Here is a 20,801-nt window from a genome sequence, read left to right on the forward strand (position 1 = left end):
GAGGGCTTGGAGATGAAACGTCTACTATCAACCGCAGTGCTCAGCACCATGATATTGACCATTGCAACACCTGCTTTTGCAGAAGAAGGCTCAGTCCAGCTTGCGGATAAAGCAAAATCGGCTGTGCTGATCGAACGCGACACCGGCAACATTCTCTATGATAAAAACAGTGATGAAAAGCTTCCTCCGGCGAGCATGACAAAAATTATGACCATGCTGCTGATTATGGAAGAGATCGATAAAGGGCAGCTGAAAATGGACGAAAAAGTCCGCACAAGCGAATACGCCGCTTCCATGGGCGGATCCCAGATTTTTCTTGAACCGGGAGAAGAGATGACTGTTCATGAAATGCTTAAAGGAATTGCTATTGCATCCGGAAATGATGCGTCTGTTGCCATGGCCGAGCGCATTTCCGGCTCAGAAGATGCATTTGTAGAAAAAATGAACAAACGCGTGAAAGCGCTTGGACTGAAGAATACAGCTTTTCAAAATCCAACAGGCCTGCCTGAAAAAGGCCATTACAGCACAGCACATGACATGGCCGTGATGGCGAAAGAACTGCTGAAGTTTGAAAAAATCACACAATACACCGGATCTTATGAAGACTACCTTCGCGAAGATACCGATAAAAAATTCTGGCTCGTCAACACGAACCGCCTTGTAAAGTTTTATAAAGGCGTCGACGGTGTGAAAACAGGCTTTACAAATGAAGCAAAATACTGCCTGACTGCCACTGCCAAAAAAGACAACATGCGTGTCATTGCCGTTGTTATGGGAGCACCGACTCCAAAAGACAGAAATGCACAAGTGACAAAAATGCTTGATTACGCATTCAGCCAATATGAAACGCACCCTCTGTTCAAACGGAACGAAGTCGTTGCAAAAATGAAGATCAGCAAAGGAAACAGCAAAACGCTAAATCTTGTCACATCTGAACCGATTTCAGTACTGACGAAAAAAGGCGGAAGTGTAAAAGATGTCACTCAGGAAGTTGTCATGAAACAAAATCTTCAGGCGCCGCTTAAAAAAGGCGATGAGCTTGGAAAATTGATTCTGAAAAAAGACAGCAAAACCGTTGTTGAAAGCCCTCTTGTAGCAGAAGGCGATATCGAGCAGGCCGGCTGGTGGACACTCTTTAAACGAGTTCTTTCAGACTTTACGAAATCAGGCTGAAAACAGAAACTGGCTAATGTTGGCGAATAGGCACTAGTTTTGTCACAGGGCAGGAAAAAAGCGTCAAAACCTCGAAACTGACTATATCCGGAATTTAGGGAGGAATAGGGATGAGTCTAGCAGTAGAGCTTGATGTCAAACAATCTGTCCTGTGCATTCGTCTGATCGGTGAACTCGATCATCATACCGCGGAAGAACTGCGCCAGAAAGTGACAGACATTCTTGCATCTGAAAATGTTCAGCATATCGTACTGAACCTTGAGCACCTGTCTTTTATGGACAGTTCAGGGCTTGGCGTCATTTTGGGAAGATACAAACAAGTGAAGCAAATCGGCGGGGAAATGGTCGTCTGTGCCATATCGCCGGCAGTCAAACGCCTGTTTGATATGTCAGGCCTGTTTAAAATCATCCGCCTGGAATCGTCTGAAGAAAGAGCGCTCGTCACACTGGGGGTGGCATCATGAGAAATGAGATGAACCTTCAATTTTCCGCGCTCAGCCAGAACGAATCCTTTGCACGGGTGACAGTTGCGGCATTTATTGCCCAGCTTGACCCGACACTTGATGAACTGACTGAAATCAAAACGGTCGTATCTGAGGCGGTCACAAACGCCATCATTCACGGCTATGACAACGACCCAAGCGGAATTGTCTATATTTCTGTCACACTGGAAGACAGCATTGTCAAACTGTCCATCCGCGATGAGGGTATGGGAATCAGCGATGTAGAAGAAGCAAGGCAGCCTCTTTATACAACTAAGCCGGAACTTGAACGGTCAGGAATGGGCTTTACCATCATGGAAAACTTCATGGATGAAGTGGAAATTGAATCGTCAAAATCCCGCGGAACATCGGTAAAGCTTACAAAACACTTATCGAAAAGCAAAGCTTTAGTAAACTAAGGAGACTTGCTATGGATGTGGAGGTCAAGAACGATATCTCGAAAACTCAGCTTAAGGACCATGAAGTAAAGGAACTGATCAAACGCAGCCAGGAAGGCGACCAGACGGCAAGAGATACGATTGTTGAAAAAAACATGCGCTTAGTGTGGTCTGTCGTTCAAAGATTCCTGAACAGGGGCTATGAAGCAGATGACCTGTTTCAAATTGGCTGCATCGGCCTTTTAAAATCGGTTGATAAATTTGACCTGTCCTACGACGTTAAATTTTCAACCTATGCGGTTCCGATGATTATCGGCGAAATTCAGCGCTTTATCCGGGATGACGGCACAGTAAAGGTGAGCCGCTCTCTAAAAGAACTGGGCAACAAAATCAGAAGAGCAAAAGATGATTTATCAAAATCGCTCGGCAAAATGCCGACTGTCTCTGAGATCGCAGACTACCTTGAGATCACACCTGAAGAAGTCGTTCTTGCACAGGAAGCCGTACGCGCGCCATCCTCCATCCACGAAACCGTCTACGAAAACGATGGCGACCCGATCACCCTTCTCGATCAAATCGCTGACTCGGGCGAGACGAAGTGGTTTGACAAAATCGTCCTGAAAGATGCCATAAAAGAACTCGATGAGCGGGAAAAGCTGATCGTGTATCTCAGATACTACAAAGACCAGACCCAATCAGAAGTGGCCGAACGCCTCGGCATCTCACAGGTGCAGGTATCCCGGCTCGAAAAAAAGATCCTCCAGCAGATGAAAGACCGGATGGATCAATAATTTTTCAAAAAGACATATCATGCGATGTGTCTTTTTTGAGTTTTCGAAAATACTAAGGGAGATGGATTGAGGTTGAGGTGGCAGCAGGCTGTGAACGATACCCGGATTTTGAGAGTTGGTAGTAAAACCTGAAAAGTTGGTAGTAATTCAACGAATGTTGGTAATTGCAGCTGAGTAGTTGGCAGTAAATCAGGAGAAGCTGGTAGTAAATGCGGAAATCTGATTGCTGACGGGGCGCTTGCGGCACAGAATCGGACATTGAATTGATTGCCGACTGCAGGAACCGCAAAATCGGAAGATAATCGGAAATCTGCAGCCGTATTATTGCCGATCTGCTTCAAAATTTTAAAGGTTGGTTGTAAAAATCGGAAAGTTGGCTGTATTTCACGAAAGTTGGTAGTTGCAGCAGAGAAGTTGGTAGTAAATCAGGAGAAGCTGGTAGTAAATGCGGAAACCTGATTGCTGTCAGACTGCCGACAGCACACAATCGTGCAATTGATCGCTTATTTGAAGCTGTATTTCAAATCTAATTCGAATTTTCCTTTAATCGCATCACCATTTCCCCCTCCAGCCGCATTTTCGCGCACAGCCCCGAGTACTCCCTTAATAAAAACTCCTTTGGTAATTAATGGCCCGCTGCAAGTTGCATGATATAAATTCTTCCAATGCATACTACAGGTACAATCCTATTTTCAGGAAGTGAATGTGATGGAAAAAACGGTATACATCCGGCTGCGTCACAGAGTGCAGGTCCGCCCTGACGATTGTATTACCGTCTCAAAAATTGCTCAGATTGTGGCTGAAGAGGAGCTCCGGACCCGGATATCATCTCTTGTTGTTCACAGGGTAGAGCCGAGTGATAAGAATATCGTCGTGATTGATGTCATGCGGGTGCTTGCAGAGGTACATAAGACAGACCCGGATATTGATGTTCAGGCTGTTGGGCCTGCGCAGACAATTGTTGAGATTGTGTTTCAGAAAAAATCATATTCGCCTGTTTTGTTCGCGCTTGTCTGGATTCTGCTCTTTGTTGGAGCTGCGCTTGCGATTATGAATTTTCATGAAGATGTCAGCATGCAGCTTGTGCATAAACGGCTGTATACGATTATTACCGGAAAAACGTCTGAGCATCCGCTTCTTCTGCAAATCCCATATTCGATCGGACTCGGTCTTGGGATGATTCTGTTTTTCAATCATCTCTTTAAAAAGAGAATTAATGAAGAGCCCAGTCCGCTTGAGGTCGAGATGTTCAATTATCAGCTCGACATGGATATGTATGTGTCCATGAAAGAAAACAAAGAAAGCATGAAAAAAATCGATGATCATTAACCTTCTGATCACGATGCTGATCGGGCTTGCAGGGGGTCTTGCTGTAGGGTCGGGGTTTGTCGCATTTTTAGCGGTTCTCGGGATCATTCCCCGTCTCACCCAGCTGACGAAAACCGTCGATATGATTCAGGCGTACGAGTGGGCCATTGTAGCCGGGGCCATTACAGGGGGATGGGTCAGCTTAAGGGATTCGAAACTGTTCTTGCCGGAGTTTTTTCTTTTGCCCGTCGGCTTAATCAACGGGATCTTTATCGGCATGCTTGCCGCAGCGCTCACTGAAGTACTGAATGTTTTTCCGATTCTCGCAAAAAGAATCGGAATTGCCGACAAGATTGTCATTCTCTTAATGGCGATTGTGTTTGGAAAAGTGGCAGGGTCCCTGTTTCACTGGATCTATTTCGTCTATCAATAATTCCGGGAGGAGAAAACATGGCAAATTTAAAGGACGATTACAAAAACAAGGTAAAGACGTATCAGCCGAAGCCGCCGTATTTTTTGAACTGCCTGAAGGCTTTTTTAGTGGGAGGTCTGATCTGCACGCTTGGCCAGGCCATATCAAACATGTATATTCACTTCTTTAATTTTACGGAAAAAACCGCCGGAAACCCTACGGTCGCAACACTTATATTAATTTCAGCTCTCCTTACGGGTTTTGGCATCTACGACAGGATCGGCCAGTTTGCAGGAGCCGGTTCAGCCGTGCCTGTTACCGGCTTTGCCAATTCTATGACAAGTGCGGCCCTTGAGCACAGAAGTGAAGGGATTGTGCTCGGAGTTGCGACAAACATGTTTAAGCTTGCCGGGTCGGTCATTGTTTTCGGTGTTGTGGCAGCGTACGTGGTAGGGATTATCAGATATGTTTACGGACTGGCATTTTAAAAAGAAGGAGGGGCTATAAAAAATGAGATTAACCGGTAAGCAGACGTGGGTTTTTGAAAATCCTGTTTATGTTCAGTCAAGCGGAACGGCTGTCGGGCCAAAAGAAGCAGATGGACCGCTCGGCAGCGGATTTGATAAAACATATGACAATCTCCACTGCAATGAGGACAACTGGGAACTTGCGGAACGGCGGCTGATGGAGGATGCGATCGATTTTGCCCTGAAGAAAGGAAATTTCACAAAGGAAGACATTGATTTTTTCCTTGCAGGAGATCTCCTCAATCAGAACGTGACAGCAAACTATACAGCAAGGCATAACAAGATCCCTTTTCTCTGCATGTTTGGAGCATGCTCAACCTCCATGGAAACACTGGCTGTGAGTTCGGCGCTAGTTGACGGGGGATTTGCAAACAGGGTGTTAGCCGCTACGAGCAGCCATAACGCAACAGCAGAGCGGCAGTTCAGGTACCCTACCGAATATGGCGGTCAAAAGCCGAAAACAGCCCAGTCCACCATTTCAGGTTCAGGAGCCGTCATTGTCAGCCGCGACGAGAGTGACATCAGAATTACGTCAGCGACCATCGGCAGTGTGGCAGACCTTGGAATAACGGATCCCTTTGATATGGGATCTGCGATGGCACCAGCGGCTGCGGATACCATTGCGCAGCACTTTAAAGACTTAAACGTATCTCCAGCCGAGTACGATTTGATTGCAACGGGCGATCTGGCTTCTGTTGGCAGCCCGATCTTGAAGGATCTTTTAAAAGAAGAAGGATTTGACGTCTATGCCAATCATAACGACTGCGGCATTATGATTTACCGGCCTGACCAGAACGTGTTTGCAGGGGGCAGCGGCTGCGGATGTTCGGCTGTTGTCACGTATAGCCATCTTTTTAACGAAATGAGAAACGGCAATTTGAAAAAAGTGATGGTGGTCGCAACGGGCGCTCTCTTAAGCCCGACGATGATTCAGCAAAAAGAATCCATTCCGACAATTGCTCATGCAGTTGTTTTCGAGAGAGTGGACAGGGGTGGGAACAATACATGGAATACTTAATTGCGTTTGCAGTAGGCGGGGCCATATGTGTCATCGGCCAGATTCTCCTTGATTTTGCAAAGCTTACACCGGCACATGTTATGAGTACGTTCGTCGTGTCAGGTGCGATTCTTGACGGCTTCGGCATTTATGATAATTTTATAAAATTTGCAGGAGCAGGCGCCACCGTTCCGATTACAAGCTTCGGCCATTCCCTTTTGCACGGGGCAATGAAGCAGGCGGAGGAACACGGCATTATCGGGATCGGAATCGGTATTTTCGAACTGACATCTGCAGGGATCTCAGCTGCTATTGTGTTTGCTTTTTTCGTGGCACTTATTTTTAAGCCGAAAGGATAAGATCATCCTATGACAGAGACAAGAAGGGTCATTATCGTGACAGATGGAGATGTGTATGCGGCCAAAACGATTGCTTATGCGGCAAAGAAAGTCGGCGGCAGATGCATTTCCCAGTCTAAAGGAAATCCCACTTTTTTGACAGGTCCGGAGATTGTGAAGCTAATCTTAAAAACCCCATATGACCCTGTCTTTGTCATGTTTGATGATTGCGGTCTTTTAGAAGAAGGTCCAGGTGAAAGAGCGCTTATACATGTGGCGGAGCATCCTCAAATTGAAGTGCTTGGGGTCATTGCCGTTGCAGCGAAAACGCACGGATCTGAATGGACGAATATTGATGTATCCATCGACCGGGACGGACAGATTTCCGAATATGGGGTCGATAAAAGCGGCATAAGAGAATTTGAAGTTGGAAAAATGACGGGAGACACCGTTTATTGCCTGGACAGACTGAATGTGCCGATTATCGTCGGAATCGGCGACATTGGAAAAATGTCCCGAAAAGACAGCGTTGACCGCGGTTCTCCAATCACCATGAAAGCAGTTGAATTAATCCTGGAAAGGAGCGGTATGGCAGATGAGCGAAAAAAAAGCAGAACAGAAGACGAAAATTTCATCTAAACTATCCGTCAATGAAAACTATTTTAAAAACCATGTCGGGTTAAATCAAAGCTTTGACCTCGGTGTCCGGAAAATTTTTGTCCTGGGCGTAGAGGTCAATATGTACTACGTGACAGGCCTTTGCGATACTTCTTTTCTGATTCCGATTTTAAAAGAACTCGTCGAAATCAATGACTTTGAGTTTGAACGGATGAAAGTCAATGAAATTATCGAAAACAGGCTTGCCCATCAGCAGGTGCAAAAGCTTAAAACGATGGATGAAGCAGTCGATCAGGTCCTTTCCGGATTAGTTGTCTTCATGATTGAAGGCTTTGATTACGGAATTGTCGTTGATGTGCGGAGCTATCCCGGCAGAAACCCTGAAGAACCGGATACAGAAAAAGTGGTCCGGGGTTCAAGAGACGGTTTTGTTGAAAACATCATTGTGAACACTGCTTTGATGCGCAGAAGAATCCGGGATGAAGGCTTGCGGTTTTCGATGATGAAGATCGGTGAACGCTCGAAAACGGATGTATGCCTGTGCTACATAGAAGATGTTGCAGACCCTGATATGGTTGAAGTGGTAAAAAAAGAGCTTGAGACCATTAAGATAGACGGACTTACGATGTCAGATAAAACGGTGGAAGAATTCCTGGTGAAACAGGGATATAATCCGTTTCCTCTTGTCAGATACACAGAGCGGGCTGATGTTGCGGCCAATCATTTGCTTGAAGGGCATGTATTAATTATTGTTGATACATCTCCAAGTGTGATCATTACGCCAACCACGTACTTTCATCATGTTCAGCACGCGGAAGAATACCGCCAGGCCCCTGCTGTCGGAACGTTTTTAAGATGGGTGAGGTTTCTCGGCATCATAGGATCGATTTTTATCGTCCCTCTATGGTTTGCTTATGTGCTTGAACCATCGCTTTTGCCAGAAGCAATCAATTACATTGGTCCTAATGAAAAGAAAAATATTCCGATAGTCGTACAGTTGTTTCTCGCTGATCTGGGAATCGAATTTTTAAGGATGGCGGCCATTCATACTCCGACCGCATTATCCGTTGCGATGGGCTTGATTGCGGCAGCTCTGATCGGGCAGATTGCCATTGATGTCGGACTTTTTGTTCCCGAGGTCATTCTCTACGTTGCCATCGCTGCCATCGGGACTTTTGCAACACCGAGCTATGAGCTCAGCATTGCCAATAAAATGGTGAGGCTGGTACTCCTTGTGGCGGTTGCACTGTTTCACGCAGAAGGACTTGTCGTCGGGACTACCTTGATTTTCTTATACTTAGCGAGCATCAGATCGTTGAACACGCCATATCTATGGCCGTTCCTTCCATTTAACGCCAAAGCTCTGTGGCAGGTTTTCATCCGTACATCGGTGCCAGGGGCAAAGGTCAGACCAAGCATCGTACACCCCCAGAATATCAGGAAACAGCCGCGCTAAAAGGATTGAAAGTGCAGGGATTTTGTGATATTGTAAGCTTAATTTACCTGAAGGACCAGAAGTGCGGAACAGCTGTTCACCCAAAAGGTAGCAGCTGTTCTTTTGTCCTTTTACGGAATGAAAGAGGGATGCTAAATTGTTCTTACACGGAAGCAGCAAAGTCAACGAGCAGAATCACCTTGAAATCGGGGGAGTAGATGCAACTGAACTTGCATCTAAATATGGTACACCTCTTTATATTTACGATGTCGCGCTTATTCGCGAACGTGCGAGAAGCTTTAAACATACATTTGAAAAACTTGGCGTGAAGGCGCAGGTTGCCTATGCAAGCAAAGCGTTTTCATCCGTTGCCATGTTTCAGCTGGTCGAAGAAGAAGGACTTTCCCTTGATGTCGTATCAGGAGGAGAGCTTTATACAGCTGTAACAGCAGGCTTTCCGGCAGACAGAATTCATTTCCACGGCAATAATAAAAGCAGAGAAGAGCTGGAAATGGCGATCAAGCTGAACATAGGCTGCGTTGTTGTTGACAATTTCAGAGAAATCGAGCTTATCAAAGAGATTGCCGCTGGTGAAAAAACGACTGTTCCGGTTCTATTGAGGGTAACTCCAGGTGTTGAAGCGCATACACATGACTACATTACGACCGGACAGGAAGATTCAAAATTTGGCTTTGACCTTCAAAACGGCCAGGTAGAACGCGCGATGGAAAGTGTTCTTTCATCAGATGCATTCGATCTTCTCGGCTATCACTGCCATATTGGTTCACAGATCTTCGATGCAACGGGCTTCGTTCTGGCTGCTGAAAAAATCTTCACTAAAGTGACGTACTGGAAAGAAACGTTTCAGTATGAACCGAAAGTGGTCAATCTAGGCGGCGGATTCGGCATCCGCTATACAGAAGAAGATGAGCCGATGCCGGCAACGTATTATGTTGAAAAAATCGTTGAAAGCATCAAGCAGCAGGTGAAGGAAAGCGGGATTGCCATGCCTGAAATCTGGATTGAACCGGGCCGTTCGCTTGTAGGTGACGCCGGCACAACCATTTATTCCATCGGCTCAGAAAAAGTGGTGCCGAATGTCCGCAAATATGTCTCTGTCGACGGCGGCATGAGCGACAACATCCGTCCTGCCCTTTATCAGGCAAAATACGAAGCAGCCCTTGCGAACCGGATGAATGATCCAAAGGATGACTCTGTTTCCATCGCCGGCAAATGCTGCGAGAGCGGGGACATGCTTATTTGGGATCTTCCTCTGCCGCAAGCAAACCCAGATGATCTGCTGGCAGTCTTCTGCACAGGTGCATACGGATACTCCATGGCAAACAACTATAACCGCATTCCGCGTCCTCCGGTTGTTTTTGCAGAAAATGGAGAAGCACAGCTTGTCATTAAAAGAGAAACGTATCAGGATCTGGTCGCACTGGATCTGCCGTTAAAATCAAAAGTGTCTCAATGCTGATAGATTGAAAAAGCCGCTTCCGGTTGGGGGCGGCTATTTTGTTTTTGGGGAAGGGGTAAAAGGCTGGCTATTACAGTGGATGCATCCCTATAGAATTGAGCAGGTGAAATATGGGGTAGGAAATGCATCCCTATAAAATGGGGCGGGTGAGATATGGGGTAGGAAAAGAAGAAAATGCATCCTTATAAAATTGGGATGCGGAAATATAGGAGAGGAAAAGAGTGGAATGCATCCCTATAAAATGGGGCGGGTGAGATATGGGGTAGCAAAAGAAAAAACTGCTACCCTATAAATCGGAGCTGCGGAAATATAGGGTATCAAAAAGGGAAAATGTAACCCTATAAAAAGGAGCGGGTGAAATATAGGGTAGCAAAAGAAAAAACTGCATCCCTATAAATTGGAGCTGCGGAAATATAGGGTAGCAAAAGAAGAAACTGCATTCCTATAAAACGGAGCTGCGGAAATATAGGGTAGCAAAAGAAGAAACTGCATCCTCATCCCTATAAATCGGAGCTGCGGAAATATAGGGTAGTAAAAGACAAAAGTGCATCCCTATAAAATGGAGCTTCGGAATTATAAGGTTCCAATAAGAAAAACGCAACCTCTATATATACACCGTATTAAAAATGCGTAATAATAGCCCATTCCGCATATCCGGAATATTCCGATATCCCGGAATGAAATGAGGTGCATTTCCGAAATTGCGGAAGATATCATCCTTTTAAAAATGAATTTTAAATCTTATAGAAACTAACAAGCCAAGCGGTCACTGAATTTAAGTCAATTTTCCGAATTTTTTATAAAGAAAGGCTATGTTGGCACGCATCTTGCAAGTTATTACTGTGAGCTGGTCATTTGGATGGGTAGCGCAAGCGGGCAGGGGTACCTAATTTGTAAGCGCTTTCCGTTAAATGGGCTGCTAATGCAGAAGAACACTTAGGCTAAGGGGGATGTTTGTGGAAATCATTATTATTTTATTGTCGCTGAGTTTATTGATGTTTGTGGCATACCGGGGATTTTCGGTTATTTTGTTTGCTCCGATCTGTGCACTGTTTGCTGTGCTGCTGACAGATCCGAGTTATGTCCTGCCGTTTTTCTCCAATGTGTTTATGGAAAAAATGGTCGGGTTCATTAAACTTTACTTTCCTGTGTTCCTGCTTGGGGCCATTTTTGGGAAAGTTGTTGAAATGTCTGGCCTTGCTGAATCGATTGCCAAGACGATTGTCAAACTTGTCGGTGCAAAGAGAGCCATTCTTGCCATCGTTCTGATGGGTGCGATTTTAACGTACAGCGGCGTCAGTCTGTTTGTTGTTGTGTTTGCCGTCTATCCATTTGCGAAGAACCTTTTCATCCAGGCAGACATTCCAAAACGCCTGATTCCGGGAACGATTGCTCTCGGTGCGTTTACCTTTACAATGGATGCCCTTCCAGGTACTCCGCAGATTCAAAACGTAATCCCGACTACTTTCTTCAAAACAGATATCTATGCAGCGCCTGTTCTTGGAATCATTGGTGCGATCTTCGTCCTCTCAATTGGGATGTGGTATCTGGAATCAAGACGCAAAAAAGCTGAGAAAGCCGGAGAAGGATATGCCGGATTTCATTCAGAGACGGCTGCCGGGCTTGATCCTGAGATCGTCCGCGAAAAGGAAGAGGCGACATTATCGGCTGGAACTGAACCGAGTGTGGCGCGCCAGATTTTGGCTTTTGTGCCGCTGATTCTTGTTGGAGTCATGAATAAGTTTTTCACAGTTTCGTTTCCAAAATGGTATCCAAACGGATTTGATTTTTCAGCCATCGGGCTTGAAGCGTTCGGAAAGATCGAACTGCCGTCCGTTGTAGCCATCTGGTCTGTTGAACTTGCGCTGCTGATTGGAATCATCGCGACGATTGCTTTTGACTGGAAAGCTGTAACCGCCAACATTAAAGAAGGTCTGAATGCCGGTATCGGCGGTGCCCTGCTTGCAGCTATGAATACAGGCGCTGAGTACGGGTTCGGCGGCGTTATTGCTGCATTGCCTGGATTTAAAGCAGTAAGCAACGGAATTTCTTCTACTTTCACAGATCCGCTCGTAAACGGTGCGGTTACGACGACGACACTTGCAGGTATTACCGGCTCTGCATCAGGCGGTATGGGAATTGCGCTTAGCGCGATGTCTGATAAGTACCTTGAGGCGATTGAAAAGTTCAATATTCCTCCTGAGGTTATGCACAGGGTCATTTCGATGGCTTCCGGCGGTATGGATACGCTTCCTCACAATGGAGCGGTTATCACGCTTCTTGCTGTTACCGGATTGACTCACAGACAATCCTACCGTGATATTTTTGCCATTACGATTATTAAAACAGTTGCCGTGTTTGTCATCATCGGAATTTACAGTCTATTCGGTCTAGTATAAAAAAACATCGGGGAAAGAGAGGGAACAGTGATGGGAAAAGGGAAAGTGCTCGATTCATTTGAACAGGCAATAGAAAAAATAGAAGACGGTGCAACATTGGTCGTTGGAGGCTTCGGCCTCTGCGGCATTCCGGAAAAAGCGATTCTGGCATTAAGAGATAAAGGGGTAAAAGACCTGACAGTTGTCAGCAATAACTGCGGAGTGGATGATTGGGGTCTCGGCCTTCTTCTCGCCAACAAACAAATTAAGAAAATGATGTCCTCTTATGTAGGGGAAAACAAAATTTTTGAACGACAGTATTTAAGCGGCGAATTGGAAGTGGAACTGATTCCGCAGGGAACGCTCGCCGAGAGAATGAGAGCGGGCGGTGCAGGCATTCCGGGTTTTTATACAGCCACAGGGGTGGGAACAAAGGTCGCAGAAGGAAAAGAACATAAGAATTTTGACGGCAGGACCTATATTCTTGAAAGAGGGATTGTCGGTGATTTTGCCCTCGTAAAAGCGTGGAAAGCAGATACCCTCGGCAATTTGGTCTTCCGGAAAACATCAAGGAATTTTAACCCGGTAGCTGCAATGGCAGGGAAAATAACGATTGCAGAAGTGGAAGAAATTGTAGAAGCAGGCGAACTGGATCCGGACGAAATTCATACACCGGGCATCTATGTCCAGCATGTATTGCTTGGATCAAACTATGAAAAGCGCATTGAACGCCTGACTGTGCGCCAGGCATAAGGGGGAGGCAAAAACATGAATGACAGCAGACGGAAAATGGTGCAGAGAGCAGTAAAAGAAATTCAGGACGGAATGAACGTGAATCTCGGAATCGGAATGCCGACGCTTGTGGCTAACGAAATTCCGGATGATTACAATGTTCTTTTGCAATCAGAGAATGGCCTCCTTGGGATCGGTCCTTACCCGGTTTCTGGAACAGAAGATCCAGACCTGATCAACGCAGGGAAAGAAACGGTAACAAGTGTGCCTGGAGCTTCCTACTTCGACAGTGCCGAATCCTTCGCCATGATCCGCGGAGGGCATATTGATCTTGCTATTCTTGGGGGCATGGAGGTATCTGAAGAGGGGGACCTTGCCAACTGGATGATCCCGGGGAAAATGGTAAAAGGAATGGGTGGTGCCATGGATCTTGTAAACGGCGCCAAAAGAATCATTGTTATTATGGAGCATGTGAATAAATACGGCGAATCCAAGGTGAAGAAGGAATGCAGCCTTCCGCTGACAGGGAAGCATGTAGTCAACCGCCTCATTACAGATCTTGCCGTCTTTGATTTTGCGGATGGTGCGATGGAGCTTGTCGAACTGCAGGACGGAGTGACCATTGAAGAGGTAAAAGAGAAAACAGAGGCCGCGTTTACGGTCAACCAATCATTGATGACCGCCCATTAAGGCGAGCTACAGACAGAAAGGAACATGGCGATGAACCAATTACTCAGCGGAAAAACAGCGCTGATCACAGGCGCTGCAGGCGGGATCGGCTTTGAAATAGCAAAAGAGTATGCAAGAGAAGGTGCTGCGGTCGTAATTTCAGATATTAATAGAGAAGCAGCAGAAGCAGCGGCATCAAAGCTGAAGGATGAAGGATTTGAATCCATTGCGGCAGCGTGCGATGTAACAAAGGAAGACGAGATGATTGGAGCAATCGAAACCGTCCAAAAGCAATATGGACGACTGGATATTCTGGTCAACAATGCAGGACTGCAGCACGTTTCTCCAATTGACGAATTTCCGACTGACCGGTTTGAATTTCTGATTAAAGTCATGCTGACAGCTCCGTTTGTCGCAACAAAACATGCTTTCCCGATTATGAAAAAACAAAAATTCGGCAGAATCATCAACATGGCATCCATAAACGGAGTCATCGGTTTTGCTGGAAAAGCGGCATATAACAGCGCCAAGCATGGTGTCATCGGATTAACAAAAGTAGCGGCGCTTGAAGGGGCAGAACATGGCATTACCGTTAACGCACTTTGTCCAGGTTACGTGGATACACCGCTTGTGCGCAATCAGCTCGCAGACCTTGCAAAAACAAGAAATGTAGAGCTCGAACGCGTGCTCGAGCAGGTCATCTATCCGCTCGTTCCGCAAAAGAGACTGCTCGCTGTTCAGGAAATTGCGGATTATGCCGTCTTCCTTGCAAGCGACAAAGCGAAAGGAATAACTGGTCAGGCAGCGATTCTTGACGGCGGGTATACGGTTCAATAAGAGTGAAAAAAAGACAGCGTGCCATGCTGTCTTTTTTATGTGCTGAATCTCTTAATCTATTGATTTTTGTCAATGCGTCCGTGTAAGATGAACATAAAATGTAAACGGTTTATAGAAAGGAAAGAGGTGGAGAGAATGAAAGGGCTCATGGAAAAGCTTCCTGCAGACTGGATCGAAGAGGTCGTCAACTTAGCAGCTGAATGCATGGTAGTAGTGGATCATGAGGGGACAGTTCTTTATCTCAATTCTGCCTATTGTGAGTTCTTACATGTGAATGCGGAAGAATCAATCGGAAAGCCTGTTCAGGATGTGATTGAAAACACGAGAATGCAGATTGTGGCCAAAACCGGACAGGCCGAGGTGGCGTCCATTCATCCTATTAAGGGCAGCGAGATGATTGCAAACCGCTATCCCCTATACGTAAAAGGAGAGCTCGTTGGCGCTGTGGGAACGGTCATGTTCCGCAATGCACAGGAATGGATCGACTACTCAAAGAAAATCCAGCCAATCATGGAAGAGTTAAACTATTATAAAAGAAAATTTGAAAAAGAGCTCTTCAGCAAATATCATTTCGGGGATCTTGTGGGAAACAGTCCGAAATTCACGGAAGCAAAGCGGCTCGCAGAAAGAGTTTCAGACAGTCAGTCAGCCGTGCTCCTCCTTGGAGCGTCCGGAACCGGAAAAGAACTGTTTGCGCACGCCATCCATCAGACAAGCGGCAGAAAATTTGCCCCTTTCATGAGAGTCAACTGCGCATCCATCCCCGAGCACCTTTTTGAATCGGAAATCTTCGGGTATGAAGAAGGCTCCTTTACCGGTGCTAAAAGAGGAGGGAAAAAAGGGAAATTTGAGCTCGCGCACGGGGGCACGATTTTTCTCGACGAGATAGGTGACCTTCCCCTGCAGATGCAAAGCAAGCTGCTTCGCGTACTGCAGGAAAAAGAGATTGAACGCATCGGCGGCAGGGGGCCTGTTCAAATTGATGTCAGGGTCATTGCCGCTACCCACAGGAATCTGGAGAAGATGGTTTTGGACGGAGAATTCAGAGAGGACCTCTACTACAGGCTGAATGTCATAAAAATTGAGATTCCCTCCCTTGCAGACAGAAAGGAAGACATTGTTCCAATCTCAAGAGTTCTTTTGAAAAAACTTGAGACGAAATTTCACAGATATGGTCTGGATCTATCTGAAGAAGCGATGCTTGATCTTGAAAGGCATTCATGGCCCGGAAACATCCGGGAACTTGAAAACGTGCTCGAACGGGCTGTGAATGTGCTCGACGGACAAATCATCTTCCCTGAACATCTGCCTCTTTATCTTCAGAAAGAAGAACACAGCCAGAGCATGCCATACACTGCCGGCTTGCCGCTGCAGCCAGTAAACAGAAACACGTTCGAAGGTCCTGTGAAACCGCTAAAGAGCATTGTAGCTGATGCTGAGAAGGGAGCCATTCTCCATGCTTTATCAGAAGCAAAAGGAAACAAATTGGAGGCGGCAAAGCTTCTTGGCATTGGGAAAACAAGCTTTTATGAAAAATGCAGAGAATATGAAATCAGATAAAAAACAGCCTGCAGAAATAGTTTCTGCAGGCTGTTTGCTTCAGGCATTATCTTTATTGCTGAAAATAGCGATGATCGCATCCCAAAGAGCAATAAAAAACTCTTTCAGTTGATCAAGGAAGTTTTGGCCTTCCTCTGAATCTATGAATTTTGAAATCTTGTCTTTTGCTTGATCAAGCTGCTGTCCTACTTGATTCCAGTCGATGTTGACGTCTTTCATTTTATTGAACAGGTCTACAAGGCTGTTGATTTCTTCTTCAGACAGTGTAATGCCAAGGTCGTTTGCTGATGTTTCAATCAGTTCGCGGAACTCGGCATCTGTCTCTGGAACTCCGTTGTTCGCGATTTCTTCTTTAATTTTAGCCATGAGTGCACTGGCGTTTTCCTGTCCAACTTTGTCGCCTAGCTCAGCTGTTTTGACAAGTTCTTCGTTCGCCACCTGTTTCACATCTTCCGGAATGGCCTCATCTGAACTTACTTCATAAGCTTTCAGCAAACCTGTCAAAGCTGCTGTGCCGGATACCTCAAATGGCGCTGAAACCTGGATGGAAGCATCTTTTACACCCGCTGTCATCAGGGCGTTCAAATACATTTCATCTGTTACCCAATTGACATTTTTCGTATTAACTTCAAGGCCTGCGCCGCTCTCTTCAATCGTAATGGCTGAAGAGGAAATCGCTCTCGTCCCAATTTGCGCCTTCGGAATATAGTTTCCGAGATATTTATGTTCTTCTTCGTTTGTCACTTCTATGACTTGAGCACTGTCATCCGCTCCCATTTCAGAAAGCATGGAATCCTTCTGTGCTTCTGTTAAGTTCTTTCCAAGTGTAATAATTTTGTCTCCGGGTGCTGCATCGGCAAGTCCCATTGACGGAAAAGCAAGCAGTGCCAGTGAGAATGCAGTAATCATTATCTTTTTCAAAAAAAAGACCTCCTTCTTTATGACAGCAATCTTCATTATAATCTGTTTATCGGTTTGGCGACAGGTTTTTTCAGGAAAACAGCGAACTGTTTGGCTTTATGAAACGTTATATAGTAGAATGAATAACGTTCAGTCTATTAGACGAAAAAAAGATGCAGGAGGTTTCATACATATGAAAAAAGGTCAAATCACAATGGAAAACGGCGATCAAATGGTGATCGAATTTTATCCTGAAGCAGCACCTAAAACAGTAGAAAACTTTGAAAAGCTTGCTAAAGAAGGCTTCTACAACGGCGTAACATTCCACCGCGTTATCCCTGGCTTCGTTGCACAAGGCGGAGATCCAACTGGAACTGGCGCAGGCGGCCCTGGCTACTCAATCAAATGTGAAACAGCAGGAAACCCTCACAAGCACGTTGCCGGAGCTCTTTCAATGGCGCATGCAGGAAAAGACACAGGCGGAAGCCAATTCTTCATCGTTCACGAGCCTCAGCCTCATTTGAACGGCGTCCATACTGTATTCGGACAAGTTGTTGAAGGACTAGACAACGTCTACAAAATCAAACAGGGCGATGCAATGAAAGAAGTTAAAGTCTGGGAAGAATAAGATAGATGGAAAGCTGTCCTTATAGGGGCGGCTTTTTTTGTGCGAAAATTTGATTTTCGTAATTTGCCGGAATCTGCCTCCTGTAATACGATTTTGAAAAGGAGGAATGCATGTGAAAGATCTGCGAGAATCAAAAGAACTGCTAATGTACCGGAAGCTGAATGCCCGAAAGGCTTTGGATGCAGAAGAAGCAGCCCATTATCTTAACCTTGAAAAAGGATTTGATGGGGAGAAGGAGTTCGAGGTGTGGCTTAAACTTCATCAAGGGAACGGAATCATTCTGAGTGATCTGCTGCTTGAAACCAATCAAACAACTTATCAGGTTGATTCTTTGTACATCTCGCCGCAAAAAATCTATTTGTTTGAAGTAAAGAACTTAGAAGGAGATTACCACCTGGACAAAGATAAGTGGCTCTCTCCGGCTAAAAAAGAAGTCAAAAACCCCTTGCTGCAGCTGAGCAGAAACGAAACTCTGTTTCGAATCCTGCTGCAGGAACACCACTTTCAGCTACCCGTAGAAGCCATCCTGGTTTTTATCAATCCCCGTTTTCATCTCTATCAAGCATCATCCTCACACCCCATCGTTTTCCATTCCCAGCTGGACCGATTTGCAAAAACACTAAAAAAGAATTGTGTCTCCCCTCTAAAAGCCATTCACTCGAAGCTTGCGGAGAAGCTTTTGACACTTCATCAGGAGGATTCCCGTTTTGCGCGGCTGCCTGAGTATGGGTATGACGAGCTTGAGAAGGGGGTGGGGTGCGGGTTTTGCGGGTCAATCTACTCTACTTTCCAAAACTCCAAGTTTCATTGCTCCAATTGTGAATTCGCGGAATCTCATTTTCCAGCCATCCTGCGTGCGATAGAAGAATTTCAGTTTCTCTTTCCTGAAAGAAAGCTTACTGTTGAGCAGGTTTGGGAATGGTGTCATTTGGTAAAATCGAAAAAGACCATCAGGAAGATCTTAAACAATCATTTTTTACAGACAGGTAATGGCAGAGCAATTCATTATGTGCCACGTGAAAAAGTGTAAATTTAGTTAAATCCTCCTCCGCAAAGCGGAAAAAACAGGTGAGCTGGGTAAGCAAAGGGAGGAATCTTACCCAGCAAAGAGGAAAAAGCGGGCGAGCTGGGTAAGCAAAGGGAGGAATCTTACCCAGCAAAGCGGAAAAAACGGGTCAACTGGGTAATCAAAGGGAAGAATCTTACCCCGCAAAGAGAAAAAAGCGGGCGAGCTGGGTAAGCAAAGGGAGGAATCTTACCCAGCAAAGCGGAAAAAACGGGTGAGCTGGGTAATCAAAGGGAAGAATCTTACCCCGCAAAGAGAAAAAAGCGGGCGAGCAGGGTAAGCAAAGGGAGGAATCTTACCCAGCAAAGCGGAAAAAACGGGTAAGCAGGGTAAGCAAAGGGAGGAATCTTACCCAGCAAAGCGAAAAAAACGGGTAAGCAGGGTAAGCAAAGAGAGGAATCTTACCCAGCAAAGCGGAAAAAACGGGTCAACTGGGTAAGCAAAGGGAGGAATCTTACCCCGCAAAGCGGAAAAAACGGGTGAGCAGGGTAAGCAAAGGGAGGAATCTTACCCAGCAAAGCGGAAAAAACGGGTGAGCAGGGTAAGTAAACGCATAAAACGTACTCTCAAAAAACCAGTATCCTTTTCTAAGCTGAAAATTCAATCTCCAATCAGAAAACCCCGGAATTAAATCGTTGCAATCTTCCGCATATCCGGATAAGATGATAGAAAGGAACAATTTCATACTCATTGTTTTCCTTCGGGGCAGGGTGAAATTCCCAACCGGCGGTGATAAAGCAGATGCTTTTCAGTCCGTGACCCGGCTGCACATGGTGCAGGCGGTGGATCCAGTGAAATTCTGGAGCCGACAGTATAGTCTGGATGGGAGAAGGAACACAGTGTTGACGTGCGGGTATTATTTTTCTGAAAAAACAGAGGAATGGTACTCTTGTTTGGCATGCGAATGTGACCAATAATCCCTGACAAGCCCCCAGGTATCAAACCTGCGGGCTTTTTTGCATTCTAAAAGAAAGGGGATATGGTTTTGGAAGATCGCGAGTATATGATGACGGCTCTTCGCCTGGCAGAACAGGGAATCGGGCAGACGTCGCCCAATCCTCATGTTGGTGCGGCTGTGGTGAAAGACGGCAGGATTGTCGGTCTTGGTGCACATCTTAAAGCGGGTGAGCCGCACGCGGAAGTTCATGCGATCAGGATGGCGGGTGCTGAGGCTGAAGGGTCGACTGTTTATGTCACGCTTGAGCCCTGCAGTCATCACGGGAAGACTCCGCCATGTGCGGATCTGCTTATTCAGTCCAAAGTGAAAAGAGTGGTTGTGGCTGTTGAAGACCCGAATCCCGCAGTTGCCGGCAGAGGAATAAGGAAACTCCGTGATGCCGGAATTGAAGTGGAGCTTGGCGTCTTGAAAGAAGAAGCTGAAGAGCTGAACAAAATATTTTTCCATTATATTCAAAATAAACGTCCGTTTGTTACGCTGAAGTGGGCTGGGAGTCTTGACGGCAAAACAGCCACTGTAACGGGAGAGAGCAAATGGATCACCGGGGAAGAGGCAAGGAAAGATGTCCACTCCTACAGAGATAGGCATGATGCCATCCTTACCGGTATTGAAACAGTTATAAAAGATAATCCGTCTTTAACATGCAGGACGGAACATGCTAAAAAGCAGCCTGTCCGAATTGTGCTTGATACGCATCTGAGAATTCCGGAAACAGCCGCCGTGCTGAATGACGGTCTTGCGGAAACGTGGCTGATCGCCGGCAGCGGTGCATCTGCTGAAAAGATAAGCCTGCTTGAAAAGAAAGCCAAAGTGATAAAAATGAACACGCCGTCCATAAGAATTGAGGAATTGCTGCAGACCCTCGGTGAGATGGGAGTGACGTCATTATTTGTTGAAGGCGGCGCAACGGTACATGGAAGTTTTATTGAAAGCGGCATGTTCAATGAAGTCATCAGCTATACGGCTCCCGTTCTGATTGGAGGGGAAGGTGCCCCGTCTCTTGCAGGAGGAACAGGGATTAAGGAAATTAATAAAGCGGTCCGACTGAAAATTCAGTCAGCTGAGCTGATTGGAGAAGATTTGAAGCTTGTCTGCGTGAAAAAGGAGGGGTAAA

Annotated in this window: 21 protein-coding genes and 1 riboswitch; of the genes, 20 read left to right on the plus strand and 1 reads right to left on the minus strand. The window is 45.9% G+C overall.

Annotated elements, in window-relative coordinates:
- The first annotated feature begins 12 nt into the window (after nucleotides 1-12).
- The 17 genes from MHB63_16870 (at nucleotide 13) to MHB63_16950 (ending at nucleotide 16,135) form a co-directional block, all read left to right on the plus strand.
- Complete coding sequence (locus MHB63_16870) at nucleotides 13-1,173, plus strand: D-alanyl-D-alanine carboxypeptidase family protein (GenBank protein MEK3808192.1); 1,161 nt, start codon at nucleotides 13-15, stop codon at nucleotides 1,171-1,173.
- A 110-nt stretch (nucleotides 1,174-1,283) separates the two neighbouring features.
- Nucleotides 1,284-1,637 (plus strand): anti-sigma F factor antagonist, encoded by a 354-nt coding sequence (gene spoIIAA, locus MHB63_16875; protein MEK3808193.1) that lies wholly within the window; start codon nucleotides 1,284-1,286, stop codon nucleotides 1,635-1,637.
- Nucleotides 1,634-2,074: an anti-sigma F factor gene (gene spoIIAB, locus MHB63_16880; GenBank protein ID MEK3808194.1), complete on the plus strand. Its 441-nt coding sequence runs from the start codon at nucleotides 1,634-1,636 to the stop codon at nucleotides 2,072-2,074. Before spoIIAA ends, spoIIAB begins: the two co-directional genes overlap by 4 nt.
- An 11-nt stretch (nucleotides 2,075-2,085) precedes the next feature.
- Nucleotides 2,086-2,844, plus strand: coding sequence for an RNA polymerase sporulation sigma factor SigF (gene sigF / locus MHB63_16885; protein ID MEK3808195.1), 759 nt, complete (start codon nucleotides 2,086-2,088; stop codon nucleotides 2,842-2,844).
- A 708-nt stretch (nucleotides 2,845-3,552) separates the two neighbouring features.
- Nucleotides 3,553-4,173 carry a stage V sporulation protein AA gene (locus MHB63_16890; protein MEK3808196.1) on the plus strand — a complete coding sequence of 207 codons (621 nt, stop codon included), beginning with the start codon at nucleotides 3,553-3,555 and terminating at the stop codon, nucleotides 4,171-4,173.
- Nucleotides 4,163-4,585, plus strand: coding sequence for a stage V sporulation protein AB (locus MHB63_16895; GenBank protein MEK3808197.1), 423 nt, complete (start codon nucleotides 4,163-4,165; stop codon nucleotides 4,583-4,585). Before MHB63_16890 ends, MHB63_16895 begins: the two co-directional genes overlap by 11 nt.
- Before the next feature lie 17 nt (nucleotides 4,586-4,602).
- Nucleotides 4,603-5,052 carry a stage V sporulation protein AC gene (spoVAC, locus tag MHB63_16900; GenBank protein MEK3808198.1) on the plus strand — a complete coding sequence of 150 codons (450 nt, stop codon included), beginning with the start codon at nucleotides 4,603-4,605 and terminating at the stop codon, nucleotides 5,050-5,052.
- A gap of 22 nt (nucleotides 5,053-5,074) precedes the next feature.
- Nucleotides 5,075-6,109: a stage V sporulation protein AD gene (gene spoVAD / locus MHB63_16905; GenBank protein MEK3808199.1), complete on the plus strand. Its 1,035-nt coding sequence runs from the start codon at nucleotides 5,075-5,077 to the stop codon at nucleotides 6,107-6,109.
- Complete coding sequence (spoVAE, locus tag MHB63_16910; GenBank protein ID MEK3808200.1) at nucleotides 6,097-6,447, plus strand: stage V sporulation protein AE; 351 nt, start codon at nucleotides 6,097-6,099, stop codon at nucleotides 6,445-6,447. Before spoVAD ends, spoVAE begins: the two co-directional genes overlap by 13 nt.
- Nucleotides 6,448-6,456: 9 nt before the next feature.
- Nucleotides 6,457-7,065 carry a stage V sporulation protein AE gene (locus MHB63_16915; GenBank protein MEK3808201.1) on the plus strand — a complete coding sequence of 203 codons (609 nt, stop codon included), beginning with the start codon at nucleotides 6,457-6,459 and terminating at the stop codon, nucleotides 7,063-7,065.
- Nucleotides 7,022-8,500 (plus strand): spore germination protein, encoded by a 1,479-nt coding sequence (locus MHB63_16920; GenBank protein ID MEK3808202.1) that lies wholly within the window; start codon nucleotides 7,022-7,024, stop codon nucleotides 8,498-8,500. The genes MHB63_16915 and MHB63_16920 overlap by 44 nt, the downstream gene beginning before the upstream one ends.
- 136 nt (nucleotides 8,501-8,636) lie before the next feature.
- Nucleotides 8,637-9,959 (plus strand): diaminopimelate decarboxylase, encoded by a 1,323-nt coding sequence (gene lysA / locus MHB63_16925; protein MEK3808203.1) that lies wholly within the window; start codon nucleotides 8,637-8,639, stop codon nucleotides 9,957-9,959.
- A 956-nt stretch (nucleotides 9,960-10,915) separates the two neighbouring features.
- Nucleotides 10,916-12,358, plus strand: a complete 1,443-nt coding sequence (locus tag MHB63_16930) for a GntP family permease (GenBank protein MEK3808204.1) — start codon at nucleotides 10,916-10,918, stop codon at nucleotides 12,356-12,358.
- 30 nt (nucleotides 12,359-12,388) lie between these two features.
- Nucleotides 12,389-13,090, plus strand: a complete 702-nt coding sequence (locus tag MHB63_16935) for a CoA transferase subunit A (protein ID MEK3808205.1) — start codon at nucleotides 12,389-12,391, stop codon at nucleotides 13,088-13,090.
- A gap of 15 nt (nucleotides 13,091-13,105) precedes the next feature.
- Nucleotides 13,106-13,759 carry a CoA transferase subunit B gene (locus MHB63_16940; GenBank protein MEK3808206.1) on the plus strand — a complete coding sequence of 218 codons (654 nt, stop codon included), beginning with the start codon at nucleotides 13,106-13,108 and terminating at the stop codon, nucleotides 13,757-13,759.
- A gap of 30 nt (nucleotides 13,760-13,789) precedes the next feature.
- Nucleotides 13,790-14,575, plus strand: a complete 786-nt coding sequence (locus MHB63_16945) for a 3-hydroxybutyrate dehydrogenase (protein ID MEK3808207.1) — start codon at nucleotides 13,790-13,792, stop codon at nucleotides 14,573-14,575.
- A 135-nt stretch (nucleotides 14,576-14,710) separates the two neighbouring features.
- Nucleotides 14,711-16,135: a sigma 54-interacting transcriptional regulator gene (locus tag MHB63_16950; protein ID MEK3808208.1), complete on the plus strand. Its 1,425-nt coding sequence runs from the start codon at nucleotides 14,711-14,713 to the stop codon at nucleotides 16,133-16,135.
- A gap of 39 nt (nucleotides 16,136-16,174) precedes the next feature.
- Here the strand turns inward: MHB63_16950 and MHB63_16955 are convergent, their stop codons facing one another.
- Complete coding sequence (locus MHB63_16955; GenBank protein ID MEK3808209.1) at nucleotides 16,175-17,056, minus strand: DUF1002 domain-containing protein; 882 nt, start codon at nucleotides 17,054-17,056, stop codon at nucleotides 16,175-16,177.
- 172 nt (nucleotides 17,057-17,228) lie between these two features.
- Between MHB63_16955 and MHB63_16960 the strand changes: the two genes are divergently transcribed.
- The 3 genes from MHB63_16960 to ribD all read left to right on the plus strand — a co-directional run bounded on the left by MHB63_16960 (nucleotide 17,229) and on the right by ribD (nucleotide 20,800).
- Nucleotides 17,229-17,663, plus strand: a complete 435-nt coding sequence (locus tag MHB63_16960) for a peptidylprolyl isomerase (protein ID MEK3808210.1) — start codon at nucleotides 17,229-17,231, stop codon at nucleotides 17,661-17,663.
- A 112-nt stretch (nucleotides 17,664-17,775) separates the two neighbouring features.
- On the plus strand, nucleotides 17,776-18,693 hold the full coding sequence (locus MHB63_16965) for a nuclease-related domain-containing protein (GenBank protein ID MEK3808211.1): 918 nt from the start codon (nucleotides 17,776-17,778) through the stop codon (nucleotides 18,691-18,693).
- 728 nt (nucleotides 18,694-19,421) lie between these two features.
- Nucleotides 19,422-19,567, plus strand: a riboswitch (FMN riboswitch).
- 147 nt (nucleotides 19,568-19,714) lie between these two features.
- The gene (gene ribD, locus MHB63_16970) at nucleotides 19,715-20,800 is read left to right on the plus strand and encodes a bifunctional diaminohydroxyphosphoribosylaminopyrimidine deaminase/5-amino-6-(5-phosphoribosylamino)uracil reductase RibD (GenBank protein ID MEK3808212.1); all 1,086 of its coding nucleotides are present in this window, start codon (nucleotides 19,715-19,717) and stop codon (nucleotides 20,798-20,800) included.
- Nucleotide 20,801: the final 1 nt, after the last annotated feature.

Origin of the sequence: Bacillus sp. FSL H8-0547, from assembly GCA_038002745.1 — a bacterium.
Classification (GTDB): Bacteria; Bacillota; Bacilli; order Bacillales; family Bacillaceae; genus Bacillus_P.